Annotated in this window: 22 protein-coding genes and 1 other RNA gene; 11 read left to right on the forward strand and 12 right to left on the reverse strand. The window is 76.3% G+C overall.

Translation table 11 applies throughout. The annotated features are described in order from the left end of the window. The first annotated feature begins 15 nt into the window (after positions 1-15). Complete coding sequence (locus NPS70_RS10185) at positions 16-666, forward strand: biliverdin-producing heme oxygenase (protein ID WP_256523798.1); 651 nt, start codon at positions 16-18, stop codon at positions 664-666. 117 nt (positions 667-783) lie between these two features. On the opposite strand, the gene NPS70_RS10190 is transcribed toward NPS70_RS10185, so the two are convergent. Beyond that, positions 784-1,545 (reverse strand): PhzF family phenazine biosynthesis protein, encoded by a 762-nt coding sequence (locus NPS70_RS10190; protein ID WP_256523799.1) that lies wholly within the window; start codon positions 1,543-1,545, stop codon positions 784-786. A 294-nt stretch (positions 1,546-1,839) separates the two neighbouring features. On the opposite strand from NPS70_RS10190, the gene NPS70_RS10195 reads away from it, so the two are divergent. Continuing rightward, positions 1,840-2,829 carry a hypothetical protein gene (locus tag NPS70_RS10195; protein ID WP_256523800.1) on the forward strand — a complete coding sequence of 330 codons (990 nt, stop codon included), beginning with the start codon at positions 1,840-1,842 and terminating at the stop codon, positions 2,827-2,829. Positions 2,830-2,936: 107 nt separating this feature from the next. Here the strand turns inward: NPS70_RS10195 and NPS70_RS10200 are convergent, their stop codons facing one another. The 4 genes from NPS70_RS10200 to NPS70_RS10215 form a co-directional block, all read right to left on the reverse strand. Then, on the reverse strand, positions 2,937-3,716 hold the full coding sequence (locus NPS70_RS10200) for a bifunctional DNA primase/polymerase (protein ID WP_256523801.1): 780 nt from the start codon (positions 3,714-3,716) through the stop codon (positions 2,937-2,939). A 372-nt stretch (positions 3,717-4,088) separates the two neighbouring features. After that, positions 4,089-4,706: a TetR/AcrR family transcriptional regulator gene (locus NPS70_RS10205; RefSeq protein ID WP_256523802.1), complete on the reverse strand. Its 618-nt coding sequence runs from the start codon at positions 4,704-4,706 to the stop codon at positions 4,089-4,091. A gap of 190 nt (positions 4,707-4,896) precedes the next feature. Then, positions 4,897-5,970, reverse strand: a complete 1,074-nt coding sequence (locus NPS70_RS10210) for a small ribosomal subunit Rsm22 family protein (protein WP_256523803.1) — start codon at positions 5,968-5,970, stop codon at positions 4,897-4,899. A 247-nt stretch (positions 5,971-6,217) separates the two neighbouring features. Next, positions 6,218-7,540, reverse strand: coding sequence for a Bcr/CflA family multidrug efflux MFS transporter (locus NPS70_RS10215; RefSeq protein WP_256523804.1), 1,323 nt, complete (start codon positions 7,538-7,540; stop codon positions 6,218-6,220). A 265-nt stretch (positions 7,541-7,805) separates the two neighbouring features. Between NPS70_RS10215 and NPS70_RS10220 the strand changes: the two genes are divergently transcribed. Then, the gene (locus NPS70_RS10220) at positions 7,806-8,588 is read left to right on the forward strand and encodes an SDR family oxidoreductase (RefSeq protein ID WP_256523806.1); all 783 of its coding nucleotides are present in this window, start codon (positions 7,806-7,808) and stop codon (positions 8,586-8,588) included. Between the two features lie 640 nt (positions 8,589-9,228). Here NPS70_RS10220 and NPS70_RS10225 read toward each other — a convergent pair. After that, positions 9,229-10,689 carry a glycosyltransferase family 39 protein gene (locus tag NPS70_RS10225; protein ID WP_256523808.1) on the reverse strand — a complete coding sequence of 487 codons (1,461 nt, stop codon included), beginning with the start codon at positions 10,687-10,689 and terminating at the stop codon, positions 9,229-9,231. 363 nt (positions 10,690-11,052) lie between these two features. On the opposite strand from NPS70_RS10225, the gene NPS70_RS10230 reads away from it, so the two are divergent. Further along, a complete protein-coding gene (locus NPS70_RS10230) occupies positions 11,053-11,499 on the forward strand; it encodes an ATP-binding cassette domain-containing protein (RefSeq protein ID WP_256523809.1) in 447 nt (148 codons plus the stop codon). Between the two features lie 486 nt (positions 11,500-11,985). Here NPS70_RS10230 and rnpB read toward each other — a convergent pair. Further along, positions 11,986-12,385, reverse strand: an RNA gene (gene rnpB / locus NPS70_RS10235) — RNase P RNA component class A. A gap of 105 nt (positions 12,386-12,490) precedes the next feature. Between rnpB and NPS70_RS10240 the strand changes: the two genes are divergently transcribed. Further along, the gene (locus NPS70_RS10240; protein WP_256523811.1) at positions 12,491-13,291 is read left to right on the forward strand and encodes a MerR family transcriptional regulator; all 801 of its coding nucleotides are present in this window, start codon (positions 12,491-12,493) and stop codon (positions 13,289-13,291) included. Further along, positions 13,288-14,211, forward strand: a complete 924-nt coding sequence (locus tag NPS70_RS10245) for a hypothetical protein (RefSeq protein WP_256523813.1) — start codon at positions 13,288-13,290, stop codon at positions 14,209-14,211. Before NPS70_RS10240 ends, NPS70_RS10245 begins: the two co-directional genes overlap by 4 nt. Positions 14,212-14,306: 95 nt before the next feature. Here NPS70_RS10245 and NPS70_RS10250 read toward each other — a convergent pair whose 3' ends face one another. Continuing rightward, complete coding sequence (locus NPS70_RS10250) at positions 14,307-15,752, reverse strand: RNB domain-containing ribonuclease (RefSeq protein WP_256523814.1); 1,446 nt, start codon at positions 15,750-15,752, stop codon at positions 14,307-14,309. 111 nt (positions 15,753-15,863) lie between these two features. On the opposite strand from NPS70_RS10250, the gene yaaA reads away from it, so the two are divergent. Together yaaA and eda are read left to right on the forward strand one after the other, a co-directional pair. Continuing rightward, on the forward strand, positions 15,864-16,661 hold the full coding sequence (yaaA, locus tag NPS70_RS10255) for a peroxide stress protein YaaA (protein ID WP_256523815.1): 798 nt from the start codon (positions 15,864-15,866) through the stop codon (positions 16,659-16,661). A gap of 70 nt (positions 16,662-16,731) precedes the next feature. After that, entirely contained in the window at positions 16,732-17,376 is a 645-nt protein-coding gene (eda, locus tag NPS70_RS10260) for a bifunctional 4-hydroxy-2-oxoglutarate aldolase/2-dehydro-3-deoxy-phosphogluconate aldolase (RefSeq protein ID WP_256523816.1), read from the forward strand. Positions 17,377-17,462: 86 nt separating this feature from the next. Here the strand turns inward: eda and NPS70_RS10265 are convergent, their stop codons facing one another. From NPS70_RS10265 to NPS70_RS10275, 3 genes are read right to left on the reverse strand one after another with little or no spacing between them, the layout of a single operon-like run. After that, on the reverse strand, positions 17,463-18,719 hold the full coding sequence (locus NPS70_RS10265) for a bifunctional RNase H/acid phosphatase (RefSeq protein ID WP_256523817.1): 1,257 nt from the start codon (positions 18,717-18,719) through the stop codon (positions 17,463-17,465). After that, entirely contained in the window at positions 18,719-19,462 is a 744-nt protein-coding gene (locus NPS70_RS10270; protein ID WP_256524016.1) for a zinc ribbon domain-containing protein, read from the reverse strand. The genes NPS70_RS10265 and NPS70_RS10270 overlap by 1 nt, the downstream gene beginning before the upstream one ends. Further along, positions 19,459-20,298 (reverse strand): Nif3-like dinuclear metal center hexameric protein, encoded by an 840-nt coding sequence (locus tag NPS70_RS10275; protein WP_256523818.1) that lies wholly within the window; start codon positions 20,296-20,298, stop codon positions 19,459-19,461. Before NPS70_RS10275 ends, NPS70_RS10270 begins: the two co-directional genes overlap by 4 nt. Positions 20,299-20,522: 224 nt before the next feature. Between NPS70_RS10275 and NPS70_RS10280 the strand changes: the two genes are divergently transcribed. Both NPS70_RS10280 and NPS70_RS10285 read left to right on the forward strand, forming a co-directional pair. After that, complete coding sequence (locus NPS70_RS10280) at positions 20,523-21,830, forward strand: hypothetical protein (protein WP_256523819.1); 1,308 nt, start codon at positions 20,523-20,525, stop codon at positions 21,828-21,830. Positions 21,831-21,948: 118 nt separating this feature from the next. Beyond that, positions 21,949-22,140, forward strand: coding sequence for a hypothetical protein (locus tag NPS70_RS10285; protein WP_256523821.1), 192 nt, complete (start codon positions 21,949-21,951; stop codon positions 22,138-22,140). A gap of 82 nt (positions 22,141-22,222) precedes the next feature. Here NPS70_RS10285 and NPS70_RS10290 read toward each other — a convergent pair whose 3' ends face one another. Then, positions 22,223-23,659 (reverse strand): MFS transporter, encoded by a 1,437-nt coding sequence (locus NPS70_RS10290; RefSeq protein ID WP_256523822.1) that lies wholly within the window; start codon positions 23,657-23,659, stop codon positions 22,223-22,225. 249 nt (positions 23,660-23,908) lie between these two features. Between NPS70_RS10290 and NPS70_RS10295 the strand changes: the two genes are divergently transcribed. Then, positions 23,909-24,562: a class I SAM-dependent methyltransferase gene (locus NPS70_RS10295; RefSeq protein WP_256523823.1), complete on the forward strand. Its 654-nt coding sequence runs from the start codon at positions 23,909-23,911 to the stop codon at positions 24,560-24,562. The last annotated feature ends 74 nt before the right edge of the window (positions 24,563-24,636 follow it).

Here is a 24,636-nt window from a genome sequence, read left to right on the forward strand (position 1 = left end):
ACCGGAGGTTCCGCAGTGGACACGCCCTTCTCGACGCAGATCCGTGTCGCCTCGCAGGAGCAGCACGCCGAGGCGGAGGCGTCCCCCTTCATGGCCCGCATGCTCGGCGGTTCGCTCGGCGTCGAGGCCTTCGCCCGGTACACCGAGCAGCTGTGGTTCGTCTACCGCGCCCTGGAGGACGGCGCCGGGCGCCTGGCCCGGGACCCGGTCGCCGGGCCGTTCGTGCGGCCCGAGCTGATGCGGACGGCCGCGCTGGAGCGCGACCTGGCGCACCTGCGCGGCGGACGCTGGCGGGAGGGGCTGACCGCCCTTCCCTCGACGGCGGCCTACGCCGCGCGGATCGAGGAGTGCACGCGCACCTGGCCGGCGGGCTACATAGCCCACCACTACACGCGCTACCTGGGCGACCTCTCCGGCGGCCAGATCATCCGCGACCGGGCCGAGCGCACCTGGGGCTTCGCACGCAAGGGCGACGGGGTCCGCTTCTACGTCTTCGAGGAGGTCGCCAGCCCCGCGGCCTTCAAGCGGACCTACCGCGAGCTGCTCGACGCGGTCCGGGCCGACGAGCTGGTCCGGCAGCGGATCGTCGAGGAGTGCCGCGGGGCCTTCGCCTTCAACGGGGCGGTCCTGCGGGAGCTGGACCGGGAGTTCCCGCTCAGCGCCTGAACCCCCGGGGCACTCCCGTGCCCGTCCCCCTCGGAAGCCCTCGGCCGCGGGCCCGCGCGGACGCGCCCGGCGGCCGCCGACGCGCCGTGCGGGCGGGACGACGCGCTCGCGGCCGCCTCAGGGGGCGGAGACCGGCCCCGGCACGGCCACCGTGTGCGGGAGCCGGGAGCGGGTGCCGCGCTCCACCGGGGCGATCCGCAGGGCGGCGGGGCCCTGGGTCCTCGCGGGCTCGGCGGCCGGGGAGGCGAGCCGCACCCGGCCGCCGATCTCCACGACGCCGTCCGGTCCGGGCGCGGAGAGGATCTGCGACCCGCGGCCCTGGATGATGTTCAGCGCCCGCCCGAGCAGGTCGGTCAGCAGCACGGCCGCGGAGCCGGTCGCCTCCTCCTCGTCGGCGCCCCCGCCGCGCGGGAAGGAGCGGGCCCGCACCCGGCCCGCGGACTCGTCCTCCCAGGCCCAGGCGTACAGCGGCCCCCGCCCCGGCGGCGGGAGGGGCAGCGCGTCCACCTCGGCCGGGGTGCCGTAGCGGCGCAGCGTCCACGGCGCGGGCTCCGCGCGGACGGTCACCCAGGCGAACTCGCCGTCGTGCCGGGCCCACACCTCGCCGCCCGCGGGGTGCACGGCCTCCAGGTCCAGCAGCCAGGCGGCCGCGAGCAGCGGGCCGACGGCGAAGGCGGGACGCTTCGGCGGCGTGTGCACATCGAGCTCCCCCCGCTCGGGGTCGTCGACGAACACGCAACCGCCGAGGCCGAGTTCGGCCGCGAGTGCCTGCCGGGACCGCCGGTCGGGGTGGCGCCGTGGGTCGCGTACCACCGCGACCGCGTTCCCGAACCGGCCGTCGCCGGAGCAGAAGACCTGGACCACGTCGAGTTCGTTCACTCCGGCATTGAAGCATCCATGCCTGCCTGCCGCCCGGGGATCGCCGCCGCTCCCGGGCGGGCGGACGGGGCGGCGGGCGGGTGACGGCGGACGGGTGACGTGCGGACGGGCCCGAACACGGCCGCCGCACGGGCGGGTTGGCCGCGCCCGGCGCCTGGCCTGCGCCTCTCGGCCGCGCACCGGCGCGGGGAGCGGAAGGCGGCGCTCCCGGGCCGCCTCACCCTGCGCCCGGACCGTCCGCGGCACCGGTAGGGTTCGGACGGTCAGGTCGGGGCGAGGAGCAGAAGGCAGCGCATGAGAAGGCTGGGCCGGGCGGCCGCGGGGCTCGCGGCGACGGTGGTGGTGTCGCTGACGGCGAGCGCGTGCGTCACCGTCCACGGGGAGCGGGAGGTCGTCCCCTCGGTGACCGAGGAGGAGGCCGCGGCGGCGCTCGCCGGTTTCACCGCCGCCTACAACGAGGCGGACAAGGCGTACGATCCGGCCCTCGACGCCGCGCACGTCACCGGTGCCCTCGGTGCCATCAACCAGGCCGGGTTGAAGGCCCGCCAGGTCAACTTCCCCGACGGCAACCCCCGGCACGTCCCGCTGGAGCTGGCGGACGCGCGGTTCGTCATCCCCCGGAAGGCGGGCTGGCCGCGCTGGTTCCTCGCCGACACCGACTCCAACCGGGACACCGACGACGGAGGCGAGCGCGACAGCCGCTGGCTGCTGGCCTTCGTCCGCGCCGGGGTGGACGACACCTGGAAGGCCGCCTACCTCGCCATCCTCGCGCCCGAGGACATCCCCGCCTTCAAGCGGGACGCGGACGGCTACGCGGAGCCGGTCGCCCCCGACGACGCGGCCCTCGCCGTCGCACCGGCCGATCTGAGCAGCGACTACGCCTCCTACCTCCAGGACGGGAAACCGGAGGCGTTCAAGGCGGGCCCGCACACCACGGGCTGGCGCGAGACGCGGGCCAGGAGCGCCTCCCTGCCCGGCATGTCGACCCAGTACCTGGACCAGCCGCTCGACTCGGGCGCCTACGCCCCCCTCGGGCTGGTGACCCAGGACGGCGGGGCACTGGTCTTCTTCTCGGTGAGGAACTTCGAGCGGCAGACCGCGGCGAAGGGCGTGGAGCTGAAGGTCATCCCGGACGTGCAGGCGCTGCTCACCGGCGAGGTGACGTCGACCCTCACCAAGGAGCGGGTCTCCGGCCAGCTGGTGAGCATCCCCATCGGCTCGGGCGGCGGTCAGCCGGACATACTGAGCCGCCTCACCGGACTGACCGCGGCGAAGGGCTCCTGAGGCCCGCCCCCGGCGGGCTCCGGAAACCGCGCACTCCCGGCCGGGAGCCGAGTGCGCCCCGGGCCCGGAGGGGAGCGCGTAGGGGGCGCACGGATGCGGCCCCTACGTCAGCGGCCCAGCGGCCAGGCCGCCTCGGACTGCTCGGCGCGCCGCCGCTCCTGCTCGTCCGCGTGGCGGGCGCAGGCGTCGGTCAGCGTCTCCAGCAGGGTCAGCGGGTCCGGCAGGGGATGCTCCACACCGCGCTCCCAGGAGACCCCCCGGTCACCGTCGCCCGGCAGCCGGGCCGGCGGCACCAGGACGTAGCTGCCCCGGCAGTGCCAGCGCAGCCCGGGGTGCTCGTCCATGGTCTCGGGGTGGCAGTCCAGCTCGCAGGGCCACCACTCGTCCTCGTCCTCGGGCGTGCCCCGCGTCGCGGTGAAGAAGAGCATGCGGCCCTCGTCGCCCGCTCCGTCCCACACGGCCACGGGCCCGACCTCGACGCCCTGCCCCAGCAGGCGCGCGAGGGCGGCGCGGCCCGCGTCGAGCGGGACGTCCAGGACGTCGTGGACCATGCCCGTCGCGGTGATGAAGTTCGCCTCGGGCTGGTTGCGGGCCCAGCGCTCGACCTGGCCGCGGTCGGTGGTGGACTGCGTCTGCCAGGCGAAGGAGATCGGATGGGTGGCCGGGATGGGGCAGCCGATGCGCTCGCAGGAGCAGCGGAAGCCGACGGGGTGGGCGGCGGGCGCCAGGGGCAGCCCGGCGGCGGCGACGGCGACGAGCAGCTCCTCGCGCTGCGCGCCCTCGGACCCGGTCTCTGCCGAGGACCGGCGGCGCAGCCACTGCGCCAGCCTGCTCTCCCGGGGCCTGCCGCCCACCGTGCCGCGGATCCGGCCGATACCGTCGCCCATCTATCCCCTCACACCTCATGCGTCGGCCGCACGCGTCCGCGCGGTCACTGCCCTCGGTCACTGCTTTCGGTCACTGCCATGGTCCCACCATCGTGCGGGGTGGGTGGACACAGGCCTCAACCGGGCGGGGGGCCCTTCTGTTCCCGGCGCTCAGGGGCGCACCGCGGCAGCCCGGAGCGCACGGGGAGCGCGCCGGCAGGCACGGGGCGGACGGGCTGCCGCCTCCCGCGCCGGGCGCGGACCGGGGGCCGCCGCGGTCCCGGAGGCGGCGCCGGACGGCGGGGGCGCCTCCGGGCGGGGGCCGCAGACGAGGGGGCGGCGCCCGGGAGGCGACGCGTTCGGGCTGCCCGGCCGCGGGGGCCGGCGGGCGGCTCAGGGGCGGGGGGCCAGCCCGTCGAGCGCGTAGTCGACGACGGCGTCCGCGTAGGCGTGGGTCAGCGGGAGGGTGCGCAGCAGCCAGCGGTGGAAGAGCGGGCCGACGAGGAGCTCCAGGGCGATCCGCGGGTCCACCGAGGGCCGGGCCTCGCCCGCCCGCTGCGCGGCACGCAGCCGGTCGGTGTAGAGCGCGAGCTGCGGGACGAGCAGCCTCTCCACGAACCGGGCACCGGTCTCGGCGTCGATCACACCCTCCGCCGTGAGCGCCCGCGCCGGGGCGTCGTAGACGGGGTCGTTCATCTGGTCGACCGTGGCCCGCAGCACCAGCCGCAGGTCGGCCCGGAGGTCACCGGTGTCGGGGACGGCGGGAGCATCCGGTCCGGCCTCCTCGGCCGCGCGGGCGGCCAGGTCGAGGAAGGCGTCCATCAGCACCGCGGCCTTCGACGGCCACCAGCGGTAGATGGTCTGCTTGCCGACCCCGGCGCGGGCGGCGATGGCCTCGACGGTCGTCCGGCCGTAGCCCACCTCGCCGACGAGCCCGAGCGCGGCGTCGTAGATCGCGCGGCGGGAGCGTTCGCTGCGGCGCGAGGGGTCGGGGGCCTTCGGCTCGGTCATGGGGTCAACCTAGCAGCGGTGAGACGGGGCGTCTCGCCTGCCGAGCGTTCCCGCCGCGGGGCGCGCACCCCTGCGGCGGGCCCCACCGGGCCGGACCCGGCCCGCGCGGCCGCCCCCGGCGCGCGGACACCACGCGGCGCGAGGCCCTCACCGTGACGGGGCGCCGTGACGGGGCCTCCGGCCGCCGCGCTCAGCCCGTCGCGTCGCGGCCCCGGGCGCTCCCGGCACCCTCCCCGGCGCCGCCCTCCTCCGGTGCGGGCGGCGGCTCCGGTGCGGGCGGCGGCCAGACGTCGCCCCAGTCGGCGTCCCGGGCGGCGCGGTAGAGCGGCCCGTGGCGCTTGGTGACGGTCTCGCGGCGCAGGCCCTCCGCCGCGGTGCACAGGTCGAGCAGGACCATGCCCTTGCGGATCTGGGGCCTGCGGGTGACCCGCGCGGGCGCGGGCTCCACGGGGAAGCGCACCGCGGCCACGTAGCTGAACTTCTCGTCCTCGTAGGCGAGCGAGCCGCCCTTGACCCGGCGGTGGAGGGAGGAGCGCGAGACACGGGCCGAGAAGTGGCACCAGTCCGCGCCCGGCTCGATCGGGCAGGCGGAGCTGTGCGGGCAGGGCGCCGCGACCGTCAGGCCCGCGGCGACGAGGGCCTCGCGGGCCCGCAGGATCCGCTCGTAGCCGTCGGGGGTGCCGGGCTCCACCACGAGGACCGCGCGCGCCGCGCGGGCCGCCTCGGCGACCACGGCGGCGCGGTCCGCCTCGGTGAGTTCCTTGAGGACGTAGGACACCGTCACGAGATCAGTGCTCTCGATCCTGAGCGCCGAACCGATCCGAGAGCACTGCCACTCGACCTCGCGCAGCGCCGGCGCCCCGGAGGCGAGGGCCAGTTCGCGCCCCAGGTCGAGCGCGGGCCGCGCCCAGTCCAGCACCGTGGCCGCGGGCGGGGCGGAGGCGAAGGCCTCGGCGACGGCCCAGGTCGCCGCGCCGGTGCCGCCGCCGATGTCGGTGTGCGTGGCGGGCGCCCAGCCGGGGACCGCCGCACGCAGCCCCTCCAGCGCGCCGCGCACGGCCTCGAAGGTGGCGGGCATGCGGTACGCGGCGTAGGCGGCCACGTCGGAGCGGTCGCGCAGCACGGGGGCGTCGGTCGGGGTGGTACCCCGGTAGCTGGCGATCAGCCGCTCGACGGCCTGCGCGGCACGCGTCGGCGGCAGCCCGTCCAGCAGCCCCGCGAGGGCGGTGCGCAGGGTCTCGGCGGTGGGGGCTGTGGCGTTCACCGGGTGAGTCTACGTCGCGCGGGGGCACGCCCGGGGCCGTCCTCCGCCGGGTCCCGGAGGGGACGGGCACGGGTCCGCCGGGCCGCCCGGCCCGCGCCCTGCGGGCAGCCGGAGTGCGTCCCGCCGCAGACGGCGGGGTGCACTCCGCCGGACAGGGCGGGCACCCCGCAGGGCGTCCCCGCGGGACCCGGCCGCCCGGTCCCTCAGGACGGCCGGCCGCCCGGTCCCGCCCCCTGCGACCGCGTGCTCAGAGCTCGGAGTCCCCCCGCCACGGGCGGCACAGGAGCAGGAAGCAGGCCCCGGCCGCCAGGGCGCAGCACAGCTGGACCACGGCCATCGGCACCGCCGTGTGCTCGCCCGCCACACCGACCAGCGGGGAGGCCACCGCGCCGACGAGGAACGACGCCGTGCCGAGCAGGGCCGAGGCCGAGCCCGCGGCGTGCGGGGTGCGGGTGAGGGCCAGGGCGTTGGTGTTCGGCAGGGCGAGGCCCATCGCCGACATCAGCACGAACAGCCCCGCGGCCACGGGGAACAGGCCCACCCGGCCGAACACTCCGGCGGTCATCAGCAGCAGGGCGGCCGCGGCGAGCGCGATCAGGGTCAGGCCGAAGGCCAGCACCTTGACCAGCGCCACCCGCCCCACCAGCACCTTGCCGTTGATCTGGCCGACGGCGATCAGGCCGACCGCGTTCAGGCCGAAGAGCAGGCTGAAGGTCTGCGGGGACGCCCCGTAGATCTCCTGCACCACGAAGGGCGAGGCCGCGATGTAGGCGAAGAGCACCGCGAAGGCGAGGCCGCCCGCCAGCATGTAGCCGGCGAACACCCGGTCGGCCAGCAGCGCCCGCATGGTCCGCAGCGCCTGCCCGACGCCACCGGAGTGGCGGCGCTCGGGCGGCAGGGTCTCGGCGAGCCAGCGGGCGGCCACCAGGGTCAGCAGCAGCCCGACGCCCGCGAGCACGACGAAGATCCCGCGCCAGTCGGTCACCCGCAGCACCTGGCCGCCTATCAGCGGGGCGATGACGGGGGCCGCGCCGGAGACCAGCATCAGCGTGGAGAAGAAGCGGGCCATCTCCACACCGTCGTAGAGGTCCCGGACCATGGCCCGGGCGATGACGATCCCGGCGGCGCCTGCGAGGCCCTGCACCAGGCGGAAGGCGATCAGGAACTCGATGGTCGGGGCGAGCGCGCAGACCAGGGTGGCCAGCACGTAGACGACCATCCCCGCGAGCAGGGGACGGCGGCGGCCCCACCGGTCGCTCATGGGCCCCACGACGAGCTGCCCGAGCGCCATGCCGGCCAGGCAGGCGGTGAGTGTCAGCTGGACGGTCGCGGCGGAGGTGCCGAGGGCGTCCGTGACCGCGGGCAGCGCGGGCAGGTACATGTCCATGGACAGCGGCGGCATCGCGGTCATCCCGCCGAGGACGAGGACCAGCAGCAGCCCCGCACGCCGTGCCGCGGGGACGGAACCACCCGGCCCGGTCCCCGGTGCGGGGGGTGGGCCCGCTACCGGGCCCTGCCCCTCGGGGGCGGGCCCGGTGTTCGCCTGTCCGGCTCGACCGCGTTCCGGCATCGACTCCTCCTGTTCCCGTGTCGACGCGACCTGGCCGACGCCCCATGCTCTCAGCCCGATCGCCTGACCGAATCCACCCCGGGGCGGAGTCCCGCCGCCCCGTGCACGGGGCGGCCGGGCAGTCCCGGCGCCCTCCCCCGCCGTGCGGCGGGGCCGCCACCACCCGGGCACCGTACGCGCGGCAGCCGAACGCCCGGCGGCGCCCGGGTATCCGCATGCCGGTCGCCGCCGCCCCGCCCCGGCACCCCCGCGTACCCTGCGCGCCATGAGCGCTGAACACCCTGGACGCCGGATCGCGGTGGTCACCGGAGCCGGCTCGGGCATCGGCCGGAGCGTCGCCCTGGAGCTGGCCCGGGAGGTGGGGGGCCGCCCCGGGTGGGCGGTGGTCCTCGCCGGGCGGCGGGCCGCCGCACTGGAGGAGACCGCCGCGCTCGCCGGGCCGGGCGCCGAGACGCTCCGCGTCCCGGCCGACGTGACGGACCCGGCGGCGGTGGCCGCGCTGTTCGACGCGGTCCGGGAGCGGTACGGCCGCGTGGACCTGCTGTTCAACAACGCGGGCACCTTCGGCCCGGGAGGCGTGGGCTTCGCCGACCTGCCGTACGAGGCCTGGCGGAAGGTGGTGGACGTCAACCTCACCGGCGCCTTCCTATGCGCGCAGGCGGCCTTCCGGCAGATGCGCGACCAGCGCCCCCAGGGCGGCCGGATCATCAACAACGGGTCCGTCTCCGCCCACACCCCCCGTCCGGACTCCGCCCCGTACACCGCGACCAAGCACGCGCTGACGGGCCTGACCAAGTCGGTCTCCCTCGACGGGCGTCCGTACGCGATCGCCTGCGGCCAGATCGACATCGGCAACGCGGCCACCGAGATGACGCGGGCCATGGAGTCGGGGGTGCGCCAGGCGAACGGGGAGCTGGCGCCGGAGCCGGTGATGGACGCGGCCGACGTGGCCCGCACCGTGCGGCACATGGCGGAGCTGCCACTGGAGGCGAACGTGCAGTTCGCCACCGTGATGGCCACCGCCATGCCGTACATCGGCCGCGGCTGACGCCCAAGGCACCGGCGCTGCCGAAGCGTTCCGGGCCCTGGGGCGGCGGTGGTGCCTGGCGAACTCCGCATGACCGGCGAACCGCTCCCGGGGCGGCGCCGGGCGCGCGCCGTTCGGGTCCTTGCCGTCACCGACCGGACTCCTCCGTGGCGCGGGCACGGCCGGGGCCACTCGATGCGCCGACCCTCACCGCCGCTGTAGGTGCTCTCGGCCCACCGCACGGACCGAGGAGCGGGCATCCGCGCGGACGTGGCCGTCCTCCGGGTCGGCTCCGTGACCACGCCCGGAGCGAAGGGTGATGCCCACGCCTGGGATCTGTGCGTCGCCGGACGCGGCCGGCTCGTGCAACCCCGAGTGCACGGCGGATCCGGACATGGCCTGCGAGCACCGCCGGTCCGTCCAGCGCGAGGGCAGGACCCTGCTGCGCACGGCGGCTCTGCCCCTGCCGCCCGTGCCCGGGGGACAGCGGTCGCCGTCCCGTGTCGTGGGGGACCTGGCGGTCCCCGGTCCGTGCACGGCCGGCACCGGCCCCACCGTGCCCGACCGTCGCCTCGGCCCTCGGCAACGTGGCGTCCCGACGCCTCCGTGGGCGGCCTCGACGCTCGCCTGGAGCGCATGTGTCACCGGCACCGGTGGCGGCTCAGGCCCCGTCATGTCCGAGCTTCCGGTACACCGTCACCCGTCGGCCGCGGACCTGCTCGTCCGCCACCGCCGTGAAGTGGTCGTCCAGCACCGCGAGCTTCGCCTTGTCCCGGGCGGACCTCACCGGCGTCGCGACGTCCGGGGCATCCGTGACCAGCAGTATCTCCGTCTGCGCGAGCATCGCGGCGCGGATGCGTGCCGGGTTGGCCTCCACACCCTTGAGTGTCCCGGACGCCTCCGGCCCCTCCGTCAGCGCGAGGTCCCTGAGGCCGGCGAAGGCGTCGGGGGAGACCGCCTTGGTGTCGCGCCGCGCGGCCGGCACGAAGAGCACCCCGTCGCCGGGCCGCTTGAGCCGCCGCACGTCGGACGCGATCGCCAGGACATCGTCCACCCGGCTCGCCGGGGACCTCTTCTCCAGCGACTCCGGTAGCAGCGCCACCGTCGCCACGGTCAGCACCGCGGGGAGCACACACACGTGGGCCCTGGGAAGCCTCGGCGCTGCCGCTCGCACCGCGGCGCCCAGAGCGGTGCCGATCAGCAGGGCCAGGCCCAGGAAGCTGAAGAGGACGTAGCGCTCCAGAAACATCGGCCGGATCAGCGAGATGCCGATCAGGGCGATCTGCGGCACCGCCAGAAGCGGGAACCCGACGGACGCGACGGACGGTCCGTCCTCCCGCCGCCGGCCCGTCAGTGCCCCGAGACCGCCGATCGCCAGCAGAACCGCCGGGCCGATCATCATGTGCCACGACAGCGGCGGTATCCAGGACACCTGTTGCGACTGGTTGCGGGTGAACAGGACCAGCGGCAGTACACACGCCGTGCCGGCCACGGAGGCCGTCGCCCACTGTTTCCACAGACCGCGCCCGGACCGGCTCCACACCAGGGTCACCAGGTGAGCGGGCAGGAGCAACAGCGACAACCAGTTCAGCAGTCCGCAGACCAGCACGGTGCCCCCGTATGCCACCCAGAGCACCGGCCGGTGACGGCGACCGGTGAGCGCGGTCACCAGCAGGAGTGTCGAGATCCCCGCCCCTGCCGCAACGAGTGCGTACGGGCGGCCTTCCTGCAACTGGAACTGCACGGCGGGCAGGAGACCGAGCGCAAGGCCGCCCCCCAGACCGGCCCAGCCACCAGCCAGCCGGCGGCCGATGGCGGCCACGCACCCCGCGGCTACCGCCGTGGCGAGGACGGACGGCAGCCTCAGCGTCGTCGTGCTGGGGCCGAAGCATGTGAAGAGGCCGTGCATGAGCAGGTAGTAGAGCCCGTGAACGGCGTCGACCTGCCCGAACAGGTTCCAGATCTGGGCAGTTGATCGCTGGGCCACCTGCCAGGTCGCCGCTTCGTCCCGCCAGACGCTGTGCTGGCGGGACAGACCCCACAAACCGAGGACGAGCGTCCACAGAACGGGTATCAGCCAGACGGCCAGGCGGCACCGAGGAGCGGCTATAGGGGGATTCATGGAGATCTACAGGACCCGACGTGAGAAGCGCGGACCGCGGTCAGCGAGGGATGGGCGTCAGCGGGAGTTTCGTCGGCCCGCGATCGCGGGGGCAGGGCGGAGTTGACGAACAATCACACTGACGGGACGACCCGGCCAGTCTGGGCGCGCCACGAAGGGGCCGACAACCTCGACCCGGAAGATCAAGGCAACTTCCGAACAGTGCACTTGGGGCGTACCGAAGCGCGCCCACGCCCTCCCGGCGGACGAACGGGCAAGGTCACCGCGAAGACCCATCCTCATTTTGGCTGAAGATCATCTTTGTGGCCCGGGCCACATGATCTGCGATTGTCAGAGATCATTTCGCGTGACCAGACTCTTGTCTTGTTCGCATCAAGAGTGTTCCAGAACTACGCACTGATCGAGAACGCGACCGTTTCCGAGAACCTCAAGGTGGCCGTGCGCCCGCGCCGGTCCCCGCGGGACCAGACGGGCACGACCATGGCCGAGGCGCTGGACCGCGTGGGCCTGGGCGGCAGGGGGAACGGGACAATCCATCATCTCAGCGGCGGGGAACAGCAGCGTGTGGCCCTGGCTCGGCTCATGGTCAAGCGGCCTGCTCTGGTTCTCGCGGACGAGCCGACCGGTGCCCTCGACGACGCCAACACGAGCATGGTCGTCGACGTTCTGCGCGCGATGAGCGAGGCCGGATGCGCTGTCGTCATAGCCACCCACAGCGCCTCCGTTCGCGAGCGGTGCGACAGGGTCTTCGCACTCGGGGCGGACGATCGTGACCCGCAGAGCCCAACCGCCGCCCTCCGTACCACCTGACCGTCAGCCCCGTGGTGCACCACAACGCCCCGCCTCGCCCGGGCCGGTGGATCGACGGGGACCTTGCTCGGCACTGCCCGTCGGCGAAGAGCACGACGTACCGGATTCCCGACAACGACCCCGGCCGCGAGAGGAACGGGCACAGGCACCCACGGCACCGCCGGCGCGGCCGGGAGCGAACTCACCTGGCCCCGGCAGCCCATCGCCCCGCCCCGCATACCGGCGGCACCCGGAAGGAAACATTCACCCCGAGCCTGGACGGGCACGCGCCCGCCCGTCACCACACCCGCACGCCCGTGCACGTCTGCAGCACCGCTGCGAGCCCGGCCGACGGCGGCACCCTGATCACTTCCGCCCACCCCGGTGTGGCCGCCTTCCCAGCGGCGAGGGTCGGTGCGAAGCGGTACGAAAGGGAGTGAGCCGACGCCCGCGATTCCACGAAAAAGGCTTCTGACCTGCGGTATCGCAGGTCAGAAGCCTGAGGGGCAGACGAGTCGGGCTGTACGCCGGGTTCTGTACCCCGGGACCTCGCGGTCGTCGGGGCGACGGCCATCCATCTAGGACCGGCGTTGCCGCCGGCCTCGTGCGGTCTACCCGCGGACTCGGGCGGGCAGCCCTCGAACGTCCGCGCAGGAGCACCGGGGCGCTCCCTCTTGACCTTGCTCCGGGTGGGGTTTACCTAGCTGCCCAGGTCACCCTGGGCACTGGTGGTCTCTTACACCACCGTTTCACCCTTACCGAGGGCCGAGGCCCCCGGCGGTCTGCTTTCTGTGGCACTGTCCCGCGGGTCACCCCGGGTGGCCGTTAGCCACCACCCTGCCCTGTGGAGCCCGGACGTTCCTCGGGAAGGTCCGAAGGACCCCCACGCGGCCGCCCGCCCGGCTCGTCTGCCGTGGCGACCATGCTACCCGCAGGCGGCGGGCCCTCCCTCCCCCGTGCGTCCCCGGCGGGTGCTTGACCCTGCCGCAGCGTCACGGTTTCTACTGGCCGCATGAGGATCGGAGAACTCGCCGCGCTGGCCGGGGTGACCCCGCGCACCGTGCGGCACTACCACCATCTGGGCCTGCTGCCCGAGCCGGTGCGGCGCGCCAACGGGTACCGGGACTACGGGCTGCGGCACGCGGTGGCGCTGGCCCGGATCCGGCGGCTGACCGAGCTGGGCCTCGGGCTGGCCGAGGTGCGGGACGTCCTCGCGGACGACGCCGGGCGGGAGCTGGCCGAGGTGCTGGAGGAGCTGGACGCGGACCTCGCGCGCCAGCTGGCGGAGCTCGGGGAGCGCCGGGCCCGCCTCGCCGGGCTGCGGGAGCAGGCGCGGCTCGGGCGGCTGCCCGCCGAGGGGCCGGTCTCCGACGAGCTGGCGGCGCTGCTCGGGAGCATCGCGCCGAGCGACTCGCCCATGGCGGCGAAGGACCGCGAGCACCTGGTGCTGCTGGACTCGCTGGTGCCGCCCGAGCAGCGCACCGCGCTCTTCGAGGGCCTGCGCCCCTTCGCCGGGGACCCGGCCTTCGCCGGGCGGGTGCAGGGCCTGTACGAGCGGCTGGACGCCCTCGCGGACGCCGACCCGGACGACCCGCGGGTGGAGCCGCTGGCGCGGGAGCTGGCCGGGAGTGTGCCGGACGGGCTGCTGGCGCTGGCGGGGGACGGCGGATCGCTCGCGGGCGGCGCCTTCGGGCAGGCGTTCCTCGACGACTTCGCCCCCGCGCAGGCGGCCGTGGTGCGGCGGATGACGGAGCTGCTGGCGGACCGGGCCCGGGCGGCCGGGCGGCACGGGGGCGGGGAGGGCCGGTCGTGAGGCGGGCCGCACGGATCGCGCTGTGGATGCTGCTGCCCGGCGAGCTGGCCGTGCTGGTGCTCCTGGTGGGCGGGGCGGAGGTGCCGTTCGCCGTGGTGGCCGCGGCGGAGCTGCTGGTGCTCGCCGTGCTGGTGCTGGAGGCGGCCGTGTGGTTCGGGCTGTACCGGGAGGCCCGCCGGGACGGGCTGCCCCCGGGGGCGGCCTCGGCCCGGGCGCTGCGCGGGCTGCTGCCGCCGGCGGCGGCGCGGCTCGCCGCCCACGAGCTGCGCGCGCTGCACAGCCTGGTGCTGTGGGTGCTGCGCCGTAGGCACGGGGTCCGGGGCGGCGCGCTGGCGGCCGCCGGGTACACGGGTCCGCAGACCGCCCTGCTGTGGGGCATGGTCTTCGTCTCGGTGGTGGAGACGGTCGCGCTGGCGGTGCTCATCCCGTGGCCGCTGGTGCACGCGGTGGCCCTGGTGCTCGACCTCTACGGTGTGCTGTTCCTGGTGGCCCTGCACGCCTCCTGTGTGACCAGGCCCCATGTGGTGGGCGCCGACCGCTCGCTGCGGCTGCGCTACGGCGCCCTGTTCGACCTGCGGATACCGGCGGAGGCGATCGCCGGAGCGCGGATCGAGCGGCGCTTCCCGGACGGGCGGCTGGTGCACGCGCGCGAGGACGGCGGCCTGGAGCTGATCGTCGGCGGGCAGACCACCGTCGCGGTGGAGCTGTCCCGGCCGGTCCCGTACCTGCGGCCGCTGGGCGGCCGCGCGGAGGCGGTGGGTGCGGTGCGGTTCCACGCGGACGACCCCGCGGCCGTGGTGGCCGCGCTCCGCCGCCCGGCGGAACCGGCAGCCGGGCCCGGTGCCGGTGCGGCGGCCCCGACCGGGCCGCGCTCCGCGGCGGGACGCGGCGCCGGGACGGGAGCCCGAGCCGCCGGGTAGACGGGGCACGGAGCGCGAGCGGCCGGGGAGCACCGGTCGCGGCATCCCGGCCCCGGGGCCGGGATGCCCCGGTCGCGGCCCCGCGCCCCCTGCCCCTAGCGCCCCGCCGGGGCGAACACCACGGCCGGCTCCGCCGGGTCGGCGCGGGTGAGCCGCACCCGCAGGCGCTCCCCCAGCGGCAGGGCGCCGTCGCCCTCGATCCGGGCGACCACCGCCGGGCGCTCCAGCTGGACGGTGCCGACGTCCGGCTCGCCCTCGCGGACGTCGACCACCACGCCGTCGAAGAGTTCGCCCACCCGGCCGCGCAGGGCCGCCGCCTCCACCAGGTCGACGCAGGCCCGCTCGACGGCGGCGGCGCGCCGCGCGCCGCGGGCCATCTCCGCCGGCAGCCCGGCCAGTGCGGCACTCGCCCAGTCCGGGGGCTCCCGTCCGGCGGCGGCGGCGAGGCACAGCTCCCCCGCGTAGCGGTCGACGAGGCGGCGCAGCGGGGCCGTGCAGTGGGTGTACGCGGCGGCGACGGCGGCGTGGACGGAGGGCGAGGGCAGGCGGCCGCCGGTGAAGGCGCTGTACCCGGCTCCCCGCAGCAGTCCGGTGCACTCCTGGAGGAAGGCCGCGTGGCGGGGCTCCCCCGGGTCGAGGGAGCGCACCAGCGCCGCGTAGGAGAGATGGTGGGGCCAGTCGACGCCGAGGGCCCCCGCGGTGCGGCGCAGGCGGGTGACCGCGCCGTCGGGGGCGGTGGGCAGGGTGCGCAGGATGCCGGTGCCCGAGGCCGTCATCAGGTCGGCGGCCGCCATCCCGGTCAGCAGGGAGAGCTGGGCGTTCCAGCGCTCCACGGGCAGCGGGGAGCGGTAGGAGAGCAGGAAGGCGCCGTCGTGCTCGTGGACCTCCTGCTCCGGGACGTCCAGCGAGATGCCGCCGCGCTCCGCCTCCAGGTCCTGGCGCAGGCGGCCGATCTCCGCCAGCAGCGCCACGGGCTCCTCGGCGGTGCCCCCGTCGAGGAGGCGCTGCACGCCGGCGTAGTCCAGCCGGTCCCGGCTGCGGACGAGGGCGCGGCGCACGTCGGTGGTGACGGCCCGGCCGTCGGCGTCCAGGTCGATCCGCCACAGCAGGGCGGGCGCGGGGCGCCCGGGCAGCAGGCTGGCGGCGCCCTCGGAGAGCACCCGGGGGTGCAGGGGGACCGTGCCGTCGGGGAGGTAGAGGGTCTGGACGCGCCGGTGCGCCTCGGCGTCCAGGCGGCCGCCGGGTGCGACGAAGGCGGCGACGTCGGCGACGGCGTAGTGCACGCGGAAGCCGCCCCCGGGGCGTCGGGCCAGGTGGACGGCCTGGTCGAGGTCGGCGGAACCGGGCGGGTCGACGGTCCAGAAGGGGATGTCGGTGGCGTCGTGGCCGGGCGGTCGCGGGGTGCGGGCCGCCTGCTCCGCCTCGGCGAGCGCTTCCCGGGGGAAGTCGCCGGGGACGTCGAGAGCGGCGCGCACCTCGCGCAGCGCGGTCCTGAGCGCGGCCTCGGCCGCGCCGGTCAGGTGCAGGGGGCGGCGGGGCATGCACCGAGCGTAGGGCGGGCCGGGAGCCGCGGCACCTCGGCGGCCCGGGGCTCTTTGTAGGCTGGCGCGGGGGCCGCACCCCCTGCTCGCAAGCCGTGAAGGAGAACCACCGTGCTCGTGCTGCTGCCGCCGTCGGAGGGCAAGGCCCCTGCGGGACGGGGCGCCCCGCTGAAGCCGGAGTCGCTGTCGCTGCCCGGCCTCGGGGACGCCCGGGCCACCGTGCTGGAGGAACTGGTCGCCCTGTGCGCCGGGGACGAGGCGAAGGCGCAGGAGGTGCTCGGCCTGAGTGACGGGCTGCGGGGCGAGGTCGCGAAGAACGCCGCCCTGCGGACCGCGGGCACCCGCCCGGCGGGCGAGCTGTACACCGGGGTGCTGTACGACGCGCTGGACCTGGCCTCGCTGGACGCGGAGGCGCGGCGCCGGGCGCACCGGGCGCTGCTGGTGTTCTCCGGGCTGTGGGGAGCCGTGCGGATCGGCGACCGGATTCCGCCGTACCGCTGTTCGATGGGCGTGAAGCTGCCGGGTCTGGGCGGGCTGGGGGCCTTCTGGCGGGGCCCGATGGCCGAGGTGCTCCCCGAGGCGGCGGGCGACGGTCTCGTGCTGGACCTGCGCTCCGCCGCCTACGCGTCGGCCTGGCGGCCGAAGGGGGAGGTGGCCGGGCGCACGGCGACGGTGCGGGTGCTGCACTCCCGCCTCGTGGACGGGGTGGAGAAGCGTGCGGTGGTCAGCCACTTCAACAAGGCGACGAAGGGCAGGATCGTGCGCGGCCTGCTGTCCTCGGGCGCGGCGCCGCGTTCGCCCGGGGAACTGGTCGAGGCCCTGCGCGGGCTGGGGTACGTGGTCGAGGCCCAGGCACCCCGGGCGGGCCGGGCGTGGGCACTGGACGTGGTGGTGACCGAGATCCACTGACGGGAACCGTCCGTTGCGCACTGCGCAACCCTCGTTGCACCCACCGCACGACGAGGGCAGGATGACGCCCATGAGCCGCTCGCTGCCGGCATCCGTGCTGGACCTCGCGCCGGTGCTGCCGGTCGTCGTTCTCCGTGACGCGGCCGACGCGGTGCCCGCGGCCCGGGCGCTGGTCGCCGGCGGGCTGCGCGCGGTGGAGGTGACCCTGCGCACCCCGGCCGCGCCGGATGCCATCCGCGCCATCGCCGCGGAGGTGCCCGAGGCCGTGGTGGGCGCGGGGACGGTGGTCTCCGCGGAGGCCGTGGCCGCGGCAGGCGACGCGGGTGCGTCGTTCCTGGTGAGTCCCGGCTCCACACCGGGACTGCTGGGGGCCATGCGCGCCTCGGGGCTGCCGTTCCTGCCGGGGGCGTCGACGGCCTCGGAGGTCCTGGCCCTGCTCGAACAGGGCGTGCGGGAGGTGAAGTTCTTCCCCGCGGAGGCGGCGGGAGGCGCGCCCTATCTGGCGTCCCTCGCCGGGCCGCTGCCCGGGGTGCGCTTCTGCCCGACGGGAGGCGTCACCGCCGCCTCCGCCCCCCGCTACCTGGCCCTGCCCAACGTCCCCTGCGTGGGGGGCTCCTGGCTGCTGCCCCCGGACGCGGTCGCCGCCGGGGACTGGGCCCGGGTGGAGGCGCTGGCCCGCCGGGCGGCGGCCCTGGGCGGGCCGGAGCGCCCGTGACCGGGTGCGGCCGGGCTTCCGGGGGGGTGCCGTCGGCGCGCGCGGGCGTTCCCCGGGAGCCCGGCAGGGCCGGGGCCGACGGCGGGTCAGCGCAGGTGCGAGGTGTCGTTCAGCAGCCTCAGCGAGGCGTTGCCGTCCGCGTAGTAGGCGAGCGCGGACAGCGAGGCCGCCGACAGCTCCATGCGGAACAGGGACTCGGGCGGGGCGCCGAGCGCCAGCCGGGCCAGGGTCTTGATCGGCGTGACATGGGTGACCAGCAGCACGGTGCGCCCCTGGTGGGCGGCGAGCAGCCGGTCGCGGGCCGCGGAGACCCTGCGGGCGACCGCGGCGAACGACTCGCCGCCGCCGGTCGGCGCGGCCCTGGCGGAGGCCAGCCAGGCGTCGAGGTCCTGCGGGTGGCGTTCGCGCACCTCGGCGAAGGTGAGCCCCTCCCAGGCGCCGAAGTCCGTCTCGCGCAGGCCCTCGTCCACCTCGACGCGCAGTCCCAGACGCGCGGCGACGGTCCCGGCCGTCTCGCGGCACCGCCGCAGCGGCGAGCTGACGACGGCCTGGACGGTGCCGCGGGCGGCCAGCGCGGCGGCGGCCGCCTCGGCCTGGCGGCGGCCCGCCTCGGACAGCTCGGGGTCGCCGCCGCCGCTGCCCGAGAAGCGCTTCTGAGGGGTGAGCGCCGTCTCGCCGTGGCGCAGCAGCACGAAGGTCGTGGGCGTGCCGAGGTCGGCGGAGGCGCTCCAGCCCGTGCCGGACGCGGGGGCGGCGGAGGCCGGGGAGGAGGCGGATGCGGGGGCCGCGGCCGAGGTGTCGGAGGAGGCCGCTGCGGCGGAGGCCAGCGCCGCACGGGCCCTGGCCGCTCCGGCGGCCGCGTCGCCCACCACCCGGGCGGCGCGGGTGTCCCCGGCGAGGTCGGCCGTGGAGCGGGACGGCTCCCACTGGCCGCCCCTGCGCCCGGCGTCCATCGCCTCGTTGGCGAGCCGGTCGGCGTGCTTGTTGCGCTCGCGGGGGATCCACTCGTAGGTGACCCGGGAGGCCGGGAGGACGGAGGCCGCCTCGGCCGCCAGCGGCCTCATCCCCGGGTGCTTGATCTTCCAGCGGCCGGACATCTGCTCGACGACGAGCTTGGAGTCCATGCGCACCCGCACGGCGGCGTCGGGGTCCAGCTCCCGCGCGGCCCGCAGCCCGGCGATCAGACCCTTGTACTCGGCGACGTTGTTGGTCGCCACGCCGATGAACTCGGCCGTCTCGGCCAGGGTTTCGCCGGTGGCCGGGTCGAGGACGACCGCACCGTAGCCGGCGGGCCCCGGGTTGCCCCGCGACCCGCCGTCGGCCTCGACGACGAACTCGCGCACTACAGGCCCGACTCGGAGGTGCGCACCAGGATGCGCCGGCAGTTCTCGCAGCGCAGCACCGCGTCCGGGGCGGCGGCGCGGACCTCGTTGAGCTCGGTGATGTTCAGCTCCAGGCGGCAGCCCTCGCAGCGCCGCTGGAACAGCCGGGCGGCGCCGACCCCGCCCTGCTGGACGCGCAGCTTCTCGTAGAGCTTCATCAGGTCGGCGGGCACGGAGGCCGCGACGACCTCGCGCTCCTTGGTGGCGGAGGCGGCCTGGTCGTCCAGCTCGCGCTGCGCGGCGTCGCGGCGCGCGGTCGCGTCGTCGACCTTCGCCTGGACGGAGCCGACCCGGTCGGTGAGCTCGCCGGCGCGCTCCTGCGCGGCCTCACGGCGCTCCATGACCTCCAGGACGATGTCCTCCAGGTCGCCCTGGCGCCTGGCGAGGGAGACGATCTCGCGCTGGAGGTTCTCCAGGTCCTTCGGCGAGCTGACCGCGCCGGAGTCCAGGCGCTGCTGGTCGCGCGCGGCGCGCTGGCGGACCTGGTCGACGTCCTGCTCGGCCTTGGTCTGCTCGCGGGCGGTGTCGCTCTCCTCGGTCTGCGCGGCGACGAGCAGGTCGCGCAGCTGCGCGAGGTCCTTGTTCAGCGACTCCAGCTCGGCGTGCTCGGGCAGGGAGGCCCGCTTGTGGGCGAGCTGGGCGAGCCGTACGTCCAGGGCCTGTACGTCGAGGAGTCGGATCTGGTCGGCGGGCGCGGCGTTCAGTTGGGGGCTCCAGAGGAATCGTGGTGGGAGGACCAGGGGTCGGTGACCGTGTTCGAGACATGGACCCGCAGGTCCCAGCCGTGCCGGTCGGAGATCTCGTCGAGCTGGGCGGCGGCCAGCTCGCACCAGGGCCGCTCGGTGGCCCAGTGGGCGGCGTCGACCAGGCCCAGCGGGGACTGCTGGACGGCCTCGGAGGCCGGGTGGTGGCGCAGGTCGGCCGTGAGGAAGGCGTCCACGCCCGCGGCGCGCACCCGGTCGAACAGGCTGTCGCCGGAGCCGCCGCTGACCGCGACGGTGCGCACCTGCGCGTCCGGGTCGCCCGCGACGCGGACGCCCTGCGCGGTGGCGGGCAGCCGCTGCGCGGCGCGCGCGGCGAAGGCGGCGAGCGTCTCGGGGCGGTCGAGCTCGCAGACGCGGCCGAGCCCCCGCCGCCCGGCGGGGTCGCCCGGGTCCGGCACCAGGGGGCCGAGGACCCGCAGGCCCAGGGCCCCCGCGAGGGCGTCGGACACACCGGGGTCGGCGGTGTCGGCGTTGGTGTGCGCGACGTGCAGGCCGATGTCGTTCTTGATGAGGGTGTGCACCACGCGGCCCTTGAAGTGGCCCGCGGCGACCGTGGTCGTCCCCCTCAGATAGAGGGGGTGATGGGTGACCAGCAGGTCGGCGCCCAGCCGGACGGCCTCCTCGGCCACCTCCTGCACGGGGTCGACCGCGAACAGGACGCGCGAGACCGGCGCCTCCGGGTCACCGCAGACCGTGCCGACCGCGTCCCACTGCTCGGCCCGCTCGGGGGGCCAGAGGGCGTCGAGGGCGGTGATGACTTCTGACAGACGGGGCACGCAGCACAGGCTACCTGCCCGGTCGGCCGCGCCGGGACCGCGCCCGGAAGCGGGCCGGCCGGACCGGGCCGCGGCCCCGCGCGCCGGGCGGTTCCGGCAGCACACGCCTCTCCTCCCGCTCAGGCGAATCGATTCACGGCCACCCTTATGTGTGAAGTGACGGGTCTCCCGTTGTCCGGCAGGAAGCGCGCTACCTAGCTTCGATGGCCGGAGGTGACGTTTCGATGACTGCCTGTGCCACCGAGGCCGCCGCGGAAGGCGAAGCGGCGGAGGAACCGACGAGGGGCCCCGCGGCAGCGGGACCGGACGGCGCGGCCCCCGGCGCGCTCACCCTGACCGCGGACGGCTCGTACGCCGCCCGCCTCGCCGGGACCGGCGAGGCGCACTACGTCGAGCGCTGGACGCTCGGGGGGCCGGAGCCGTACGCGGTCCCCCTGCCGCTCGACCAGCCGGAGGAGGCGCACACGGCGGTCCAGCCGCTCGCCGACGGCAGGGTGCTCGTCGTCCGGCGCGCGGCGGAACGCTCCCTGTTCTCCCTGCTCTACCCGACCGGACCGGCGACCGGCCAGGTGCACCTGGGCGCGGTGGCGGGTCCGGTCGTGCTGCTGCCGCCCTGCCCGGACGGCGTGCGCGCCTACGTGCTGACACCGGGCGCGCACGCGACGGGCGTGTGGCTGGTCGCGGGCGGAGCCCCCGGCCCGCAGCGGGTCGCCGTGGTGCCGGGGCGCTGCTCGGGGGGCGCCTGGCTCGACCGGGCGGGCAGGATGCTGGCCCTGGACCGCCGGCTCCCGGAGGGCGGCCCGGTCAAGGCGGTCTCCGTGGACCTGGCGCGCGGCGGGGAGGTGGCGCCGCTCCTGCAGATCACGGAGTCGAGCGACGACCGGCTGCTGCTGGCGGACCCGGACAGCGGACTGATCGTGGTCCGGTCCGACGCCCCCGCGCCGGGGCGGGACCGCCTCGGCTGGGGCGTGCTGGGGAGCCTGGAGCCCGTCCGCTTCCCCGAGAGCCTGCGACTGCCGGACGCGGTGGTGACCCCGTTCGCCCTCCAGCCCGGCCAGGCACTGGCCCCGGAGGACTGCGCTGTGGCCGTGCGGATCGACGGCGCGGCCGGGAGCTGGGTGGGCGCCTGGAGCCCGGCGGCCCGGCGCCTGCACCAACTCGCCCCGCCGGAAGGCTGGTTGGCGGGGACGGGTGCCTGGGGACGGGACGGGTGCCTGCACCTCCCCTACACCACCGGCCAGGTGCCGTGCGGGGTGGCGCGTGCGAGCCGGGAAGAAAGCTTCGGGCTCGGCGGGGGCCGGGGCGGGGCCCCGGCGGCGGCGTCCACGGCGGGGCCCGGCGTACCGGCCGGAGCGGCCTGCGGCACTCCCGCCGGAACGGCCCCGGCGGAGTGCGCCCCGGGGGTTTCCCCGGGGGCCTCCAGCGGGGACGGGGCAGGCGGACCGAGCCGCACGGAGGCGGGCGCCGCGGGGGCGCGCAGGCCGGTCCCGCTCCAGCAGGCACCGCTCACGGGGCGGGTGATGCACGGTTAGACTTTGCCGCCGGGCTGCTCATCCGCACCGTCCGTGCACCGACGGTGACGGCGCGCCGCCGTGTGCGGCCGGGAGCCCGTGACAGGCCGTCAGCGAACACAACGGGGTGAGTTCCACCATGTCCGAGACCCGAACCGACCTTTCGCCCGAGCAGCAGGCGGCGGACGCGGTCGGCGGCGCGGCCGAGGCGGCGACCGGACCGGAGGCCGCAGCCTCCGGGGCCGGCAGGCACCGGGGCGGGGCCGCGGCGGAGGAGGGGGCGGCCGGTGCTCCGGCGCACGGCCGCCACCGGAGGCCGTCGGCGGCGTGAACGACCCGGGCGGAAGGGGCGGGAGGCACTGCGCCTCCCGCCCCTTCGCCGTGCGGGGGCCGGGTCGCCGCCGCGCCCCGGCTCAGTGGGGGCGGGCGCCGCGCCCGCGGGGCAGCCACAGCAGCATCAGGACCGCGGCGGCCAGCAGGACGCCCGTCCCGGTCCGGAAGGCCAGCGCGTACCCGGCGGTCAGCGACTCCGGCGTGGCGTCGGCGCCGATACGGGAGGCCGCCACCGTGGACAGGACCGCGAGGCCGAGCGCACCGCCCATCGTGCGGGAGGTGTTGACCAGCCCGGACACCAGTCCCGCGTCCTCGGGGGCCGCCCCGGAGGTGGCGAGGGTGGCGAGCGGCGTCATGGCGAGCCCGGCACCGGCCATCATCAGCACACCCGGCAGGGCGATGGAGGTCAGGTAGGAGCCGCCGGTGCCCATCGTGGACTGCCAGCCGAAACCGGTGGCGGCGATGAGGGCGCCGAGCACGGCGACGTTTCCGGCCCCGAGCCGGGCCATCAGCCGCGGGGCGGCCTTGGAGCCGACGACCACGCTCAGCGAACTGGGGATCAGGGCCAGTCCCGCCTCGGTCGGGGTGTAGCCCCGCACGTTCTGGGCGTAGACCGTCATGAAGAACCACATCGCGAAGGTCGAGGACCCGATGACGAGGATGGCGGCGTTCGCCGCGGACACGGCCCGCGAGCGGAAGACCTTCAGCGGCATCAGCGGGGACCCGGTCCGGGACTCCACCAGCACGAAGACCGCGAGCAGCGCGAGGCCCCCGAGGAAGGGCAGGAGGGTGCCGGGGTCGGCCCAACCGGACTGCTCCGTCTGCACGATGCCGTAGGCGACGGCCGCGAGGCCGCCCGTGGCCAGGACGGCCCCGGGCAGATCGAGCCGGCGGGTCCCCTCGACGCGGCTCTCCTTCAGCCACACCGCCGCGGCGGCCAGCACCACCACCCCCACGGGCACGTTGACCAGGAGCACCCAGCGCCAGGACAGCAGGTCGGTGAGCACACCGCCGACGAGCCCGCCCGCCGCGCCGCCGGCCGCACCGACCGCCGACCAGGTGGCGATGGCCCGGCTGCGCGCGGGACCGGCCGGGACGGCGGCGGTGATCAGGGTGAGGGTGGCGGGGGCGAGCACCGCGGCGCCGAGCCCCTGCACGGCGCGTGCGAGCAGCAGCTGCCAGCCCTCCTGCGCCAGTCCGCCCCCCAGGGAGGCGGCGGTGAACAGGCCCAGTCCCAGGAGGAACATGCGCTTGCGCCCGAAGACGTCCGCGGCCCGCCCGCCGAGCAGCATGAAGCCGGCGAAGGCGATCGAGTACGCGTTGAGCACCCACTGCAGTCCCGCCGCGCTCATCGAGAGGTCCGTGCGCATCGACGGCAGGGCCACGTTGACCACGGACACGTCCAGCACCACGAGGAACTGCCCCGCGCAGGCGGCGAGGACCACCGCCCAGGTACGGGGGGCCGCGGTGGCGTGCGGGGCTGCGGGCGTGTTCGTACGCGAGGGGGCTCGGACCATGGGGGTCATGTTCGCAGCCGCTGCGTGGCCCGTACATCCGCGCGCCGCAGGATCCGGCCCCCGCCGCTGGTCCTAGGACCGGCGGCGGGCGGGGGAAGGCACCGGGCCGGCGCCGGGTCCGCTTCCGCACGCTGCCCGCGCTGCTGCGGCGCCGGCCCCGTACGATGCGGTGACCGCACGGTGCGGTGCCCGGGGGGCGGGCGCCGGTCGCCGTGCGGCACCGTCGCCGACCCGTACCGAGGACCGCCCATGCCCGCCGCCGCACCCGAGCCCGACGTCCTGGCCGCCTTCGAGGGCGCCAAGGGATTCATGCCCGTGGACGAGGGCCTGGCCCTCTACGCGGCCGCCGTGGAGGCGGGCGCGCTGGGGCTCCCGCTGCTGGAGGTGGGCACCTACTGCGGGCGCTCGACGGTCCTGCTGGCGGATGCCGCGCGCCGCACCGGCACCGTGGCGGTGACGGTCGACCACCACCGGGGCAGCGAGGAGCAGCAGCCGGGCTGGGAGTACCACGACCCGGAGACGGTCGACCCGGAGACCGGGGTGATGGACACCCTCCCCTCGTTCCGCAGGACCCTGCACCGGGCGGGCCTGGAGGAGCACGTGGTGGCCGTGGTCGGGCGCTCGCCGCAGGTGGCGCGGGTGTGGGGCGGCCGGGTGGGCCTGGTCTTCGTCGACGGGGGCCACACGGACGAGCACGCCACCGGCGACTACGAGGGCTGGGGTCCCCGGGTCGCCCCGGGCGGGCTGCTGGTGATCCACGACGTGTTCCCGGACCCGGTGGACGAGTTCACCGGCCAGGCCCCGTACCGGATCTATCTGCGGGCGCTGGCCTCCGGAGCCTTCTCCGAGGTCTCCGCCACGGGCTCGCTGCGGGTCCTGCGCCGCACGGGAGAAGGCGTCTGACGGATCCTCGGCTCCCGTGGGCGCCCGGCGGGCGGGCGTGCGGGGTGGCCGGAAGCGGTGCCTAGGATGGCCGC

Origin of the sequence: Streptomyces sp. C10-9-1 (assembly GCF_024497955.1) — a bacterium.
Classification (GTDB): Bacteria; Actinomycetota; Actinomycetes; order Streptomycetales; family Streptomycetaceae; genus Streptomyces; species Streptomyces sanyensis.